Origin of the sequence: Microbacterium sp. CCH5-D1, assembly GCF_001557335.1 — a bacterium.
GTDB lineage: Bacteria > Actinomycetota > Actinomycetes > Actinomycetales > Microbacteriaceae > Microbacterium > Microbacterium oxydans.
Genome location: NZ_LSJW01000300.1, coordinates 1 through 5,389, shown reverse-complemented (window position 1 = coordinate 5,389; position 5,389 = coordinate 1). Strand labels below are relative to the sequence as shown.

Here is a 5,389-nt window from a genome sequence, read left to right as displayed (position 1 = left end):
TCGCGATGCAGGAACGCTGAGTGGTCGGGACCGTTTCCCCACGGCGGTCCCGACCCCTCGGCGGTATGGAGGGAAGTGAATGAGCACCAGACTCGAGTCCGCACCGCACTCCGACGCGGCAGGTTCCGACGTGGTCGAGCCGGAACCCTCGGCAGCCGTGCGGCCACGGCCGACGTGGTGGGTGAAGCTCATCGCCTTCGCGGCCTGCCTCCTGACGCTGTGGCACATCGGCGCCTCGTTCCTGTGGATAGCGCCATACTCCGCACTGCGGGAGATCCCCACCCAGCAGGTCCTCGCCGGGTACATGCTGCCGATGTTCGGTCAGTCCTGGAGCGTGTTCGCACCGGAGCCCATCAACGGCGACTACCACTTCAACGTCCGCGCCCTCATCGAGAAGAACGGCGAACAGGTCGAGACCGGGTGGGTCAGCGCCACCGACGTGGAGCTCTCGATGATCCGGTACAACCTCTTCCCTCCTCGGGCCGGCATCCAGTCGAGTGAGGTGGCGAGCGGACAGATGAACGCCTACAACAAGCTGAACGCCGACCAGCAGGCCGTCATCGGCCTGGACTTCATGAAGGACGACTGGGAGGAGTGGATGGTGCGCTCCTTCGACGAGCTGCAGGGTGAAGACAATCCATCGACCGAGGCCTACATGGCCGAGGAGCACCTCTCGACCGCGTACGCGACCCAGGTGGCCTACGCGATCTGGGGAGCGGATGCGGTGGTCGCGGTGCAGTACCGCGTGAGCCGCCAGAACGTGGTCCCCTACAAGGATCGCAACGACCCCGGCGCGCAGCGCCCCGACCCGACGTTCTCGACGACCGGATGGCGTCTGCCCATAGAAGAGGAAGGGCAGAGTCGCGAGAACTTCGCGAACACCTTCCGCGGCCAGTTCGAGCGGATCCAGCCGTGAGCGCGCCGGTCAAGACCGCGGACCGCCGGAAGGACGCGAAGAAGAAGGACTCCGCGCCACGGAGCACCATCACCGCTCCGGCCCCGGCGTCCGCGCCGCCCACCCCTCCTCGCGAACCCGCTCCGGCACCGGCTCCGGCGAGCACCGTGCCGCCGCGGTCGTTCCTCACACGGCTGCTGACCTTCGTGTCGTCGATGATCGGTGGTCTCTGGTCGATGGTGCTGTCGGCGATCGACCGCATCTCGGCGTTCGTCGGCGACTGGCTCTTCCACGGGAAGAAGGCGCTCTACGGACTCGCGGTCACGCGCATCCTCTTCGGACTCACCGCGATCGGCCTGCTGATCTCGAACTTCAGCACCCGGCTCTACACGTTCGGATCGGGGTCGGCCTGGAACGGCGAGCTCGCGGAGCCGGTGAGCGAGTTCCCCAGGATCTGGGTGTTCAGTGCGTTCCATGCCGCGATGGGGAACGATGCGCTCTACACGGCGCTCTACCTTCTGCTCGGAGTGCTCGCCGTGCTGTTCGTGCTCGGGTGGCGCTTCCGGATCGTGCTGCCGATCTTCTTCTGCCTCTGGGTGGGGTTCATCGAGGCGAACGACATGGTGGGCGATCAGGGCGACAACATGTTCCGCATCGCCCTGCTGCTGCTGTTCTTCGCCGACCCGGCGGCGCGCTGGTCGCTGGATGCCCGGCGTCGGGCGAAGTCGGGGGAGTGGTTCGCCCCGAACAGCCAGCCGGCGCTGCTGGGAACCATGTTCCACAACCTGGCGCTCGTGGCTCTCACGGCACAGGTCTGCTTCGTCTACGCCTCCGGCGCTCTCTACAAAGCGGGCGGCGCGCCGTGGGAAGAGGGGTATGCGGTCTACAACCCGCTGCAGACCGCCCGGTTCGGCACCTGGCCGGTGCTGAGCGACCTCGTCACGACATGGGGACCGATGGTCACCGTCGCCAGCTGGGGTTCGATCATCCTGCAGGTGGCGTTCCCGCTCATGCTGCTCACCCGTCCCACGCGGTTGATCGGACTGCTGGGCATCCTGTCGTTCCACATCGGCATCGCCGTGCTCATGGGGCTGCCGTGGTTCTCGCTGACGATGATCGCGATCGATGCGATCTTCATCCGCGATCGCACGTGGGCGCGTCTGAGCGCGGGGACGAAGCGGCGTTGGCGGGAGGCAGGAGCGCCACCGCCTACCGTGCCGGAAGATGCGCTGCCGGCCCGGACTGTGGTCTGACGACAAGCCGACGGGGAGATGCCCCCGCAGCGCATTGGAGGAAGTGGACAGGGCAGTAGGACTCCCGTTGTGGCAGACCTACCATGGCAGTATTCCCACTTCCCTCTGAGAGGAACGCTCATGGTCGACGCCGCCGTCCGTCCGAAGACGACCCGCACCTCCCCCGACAACGCTGACGCCACCCCGCGTCTCGATGTCGCCCGCGTCAACGACGCCCTGATGGGCACGTGGGGTGACGTGCGTCGTCAGGCCCGCGAGATGATCAAGGACTCGGCGTTCTGGCGCAAGGACGAGCTCGGCAAGGACGAGCACCGCGAGCGCGTGCTCAGCCAGCTGCACCTGCTGGTGGAGAACAAGGCCGTGCATCGCGCGTTCCCGAAGTCGCTCGGCGGCGAGGAGAACAACGGTGCGAACATCGCGGGCTTCGAGGAGCTCGTGGTGGCCGACCCCAGCCTGCAGATCAAGTCGGGTGTGCAGTGGGGTCTCTTCGGATCGGCGATCCTGCAGCTGGGTACGGAGGAGCACCACGCGAAGTGGCTCCCCGGAGTGATGGACCTCTCGATCCCCGGTGCCTTCGCGATGACCGAGATCGGCCACGGCTCCGACGTCGCTGCGGTCGGCACCACGGCCACGTACGACCCGGAGACGGAGGAATTCGTCATCAACACCCCGTTCCGCGGGGCGACGAAGGAGTACCTCGGAAACGCCGCACTGCACGGCGTAGCGGCGACCGTCTTCGCGCAGCTGATCACGAACGGCGTGAACCACGGCGTGCACTGCTTCTATGTGCCGCTGCGCGGTGAGGACGGGGTGGACCTCCCCGGCATCGGCCGCGAGGACGACGGTCTCAAGGGCGGACTCAACGGCATCGACAACGGGCGCCTCTCGTTCGACCACGTGCGGATCCCGCGGACCAACCTGCTCAACCGCTACGGCGACGTCGCGGCTGACGGCACCTACTCCAGCGCGATCGACAGCCCTGGCCGCCGCTTCTTCACGATGCTCGGCACCCTCGTGCAGGGGCGGGTGTCCCTCGACGGCGCGGCCTCCTGGGCCTCCGCCCTCGGTCTGCACATCGCGATCACCTACGCCACCCAGCGCCGTCAGTTCGACGGTGCTGATGGGCAGGAGGTGGTGCTGATGGACTACGGCAAGCACCAGCGCCGTCTGCTGCCGCGCCTGGCGACCACCTACGCGCAGATCTTCGCGCACGACGAGTTCCTGCAGAAGTTCGACGGTGTCTTCTCCGGCCGGACCGACACCCCGGCGGACCGGGAAGACCTGGAGACCTTGGCCGCCGCCCTCAAGCCGCTGTCGACGTGGCATGCGCTCGACACTCTCCAGGAGGCCCGAGAGGCCACCGGCGGTGCCGGCTTCATGTTCGAGAACCGTCTGGTCGGGCTTCGTGCCGACCTCGACATCTACGTCACCTTCGAGGGCGACAACAACGTGCTGCTGCAGCTGGTGGGCAAGCGTCTGCTGACCGACTACGCGAAGCAGTTCCAGGGCAAGGATGCGGCGGCCCTCGCCAAGTTCGCCGTGGGCATGACCGCGGGCAAGCTGTTCCACGGTGCGGGCCTGCGTCAGCTCGGTCAGGCCGTCTCCGACTTCGGTCAGGTGAGCCGATCGGTCGAGCGGGGCCTGCGCGAGGAGCAGCAGCACGATCTGCTCGCCGGACGTGTGCAGCAGATGGTGGCCGACATCGCCTCGCGCCTCCGCCCCGGTGCGAAGGACAAGGCCCTCGGCGCTCGCCTGTTCAACGAGAACCAGGCCGAGCTCATCGAGGCCGCCCGTGCGCACGGAGAGCTGCTGCAGTGGGAGGCGTTCACCGACGCCGTGCACCAGATCGACGACGAGGACACCAAGAAGGTGCTCACCTGGCTGCGCGACCTGTTCGGCCTGCAGCTCATCGAGAAGCACCTCGCCTGGCATCTGATCCACGGACGTCTGTCGATGCAGCGCGGCGCGGCGGTGTCGAGCTACATCGACCGCCTGTGCGCCCGTCTGCGCCCGTACTCCCTCGACCTCGTGAACGCGTTCGGCTACGAGCCCGAGCACGTGCGCGCTCCCATCGCGAGCGGCCTGGAGAAGCAGCGGCAGGACGAGGCCCGTGCGTACTACGCCGACCTCGAGGCGAGCGGACAGGCCCCCATCCAGGAGAAGGCGCTCAAGAAGAAGCAGCGCTGACCCGCCCGCGGTTCGCTCTCCTCTCGACAATCGTCGACTCGCGCGGCACGGCTGATTCACCTCCCGCGCTGGGTAGTCTCGGCAGGTACCGATCCGAGGAGTCCGATATGCCTGCCGTGAACGCCTATGCCGCACCCCGTGAAGCAGCCCCGCTGGAGAAGACCGTCATCCAGCGACGCGAACTCGGCCCGCTCGACGTGCTGATCGACATCGCCTTCGCCGGGATCTGCCACTCGGACATCCACACCGTGCGGGGCGATTGGGGTCCGCAGCAGTATCCGCTCGCTCCCGGGCACGAGATCACCGGCACGGTCGCTGCGGTCGGCGCGGGCGTCACCCGGTATGCGGTCGGCGATCGTGTCGGCGTCGGATGCCTGGTGAACTCCTGCGGGGAGTGCCGCAACTGTCTGCGCGGCGAAGAGCAGTTCTGCACCCAGGGGGCCGTGCTCACCTATGGCGGCATCGATCGCGACGGCACCGTCACCCAGGGCGGCTACTCGGAGCAGGTGGTCGTGACCGAGGCCTTCGTGCTGCGCATCCCCGACGCTCTGCCGCTGGACGTCGCCGCACCGCTGCTGTGCGCGGGCATCACGACCTATTCGCCGCTGCGGCACTGGAACGTCGGACCCGGCACACGCGTCGCGGTCGTCGGGCTCGGCGGCCTCGGGCACATGGGAGTGCAGATCGCCCATGCTCTCGGCGCGGAGGTGACCGTGCTCTCGCAGACCCTGAGCAAGAAGGACGACGGTCTGCGGCTCGGCGCCGACCACTATCGCGCCACCAGCGACCGGGAGACCTTCCGCGAGCTGCGCTCATCGTTCGATGTGATCCTCAACACCGTGAGCGCCGTGATCGATCTGCGCTCCTACCTGAGCCTGCTCGACGTCGGCGGAGCCATGGTGTGCGTCGGCGCTCCCGGCGAACCCCTGGAGGTGGGCGTGATGTCGCTGATCGGTGGTCGGCGCTCGCTTGCCGGCAGCAACATCGGCGGCATCGGCGAGACGCAGGAGATGCTCGACTTCTGCGCCGAGCACGGCATCGCGGCAGAGATCGA

At 67.6% G+C, this 5,389-nt stretch carries 4 protein-coding genes; all 4 read left to right on the top strand.

From position 1 onward, the window contains the following. Positions 1-79 precede the first annotated feature (79 nt). Positions 80-916, top strand: a complete 837-nt coding sequence (locus tag AX744_RS17965) for a DUF5819 family protein (RefSeq protein WP_061018464.1) — start codon at positions 80-82, stop codon at positions 914-916. Next, entirely contained in the window at positions 913-2,148 is a 1,236-nt protein-coding gene (locus tag AX744_RS17960; RefSeq protein WP_061018462.1) for an HTTM domain-containing protein, read from the top strand. Before AX744_RS17965 ends, AX744_RS17960 begins: the two co-directional genes overlap by 4 nt. Before the next feature lie 120 nt (positions 2,149-2,268). After that, positions 2,269-4,335: an acyl-CoA dehydrogenase family protein gene (locus AX744_RS17955; RefSeq protein WP_058631584.1), complete on the top strand. Its 2,067-nt coding sequence runs from the start codon at positions 2,269-2,271 to the stop codon at positions 4,333-4,335. A gap of 107 nt (positions 4,336-4,442) precedes the next feature. After that, on the top strand, positions 4,443-5,389 hold a 947-nt coding region (locus tag AX744_RS17950), incomplete at its 3' end, for an NAD(P)-dependent alcohol dehydrogenase (protein WP_061018459.1).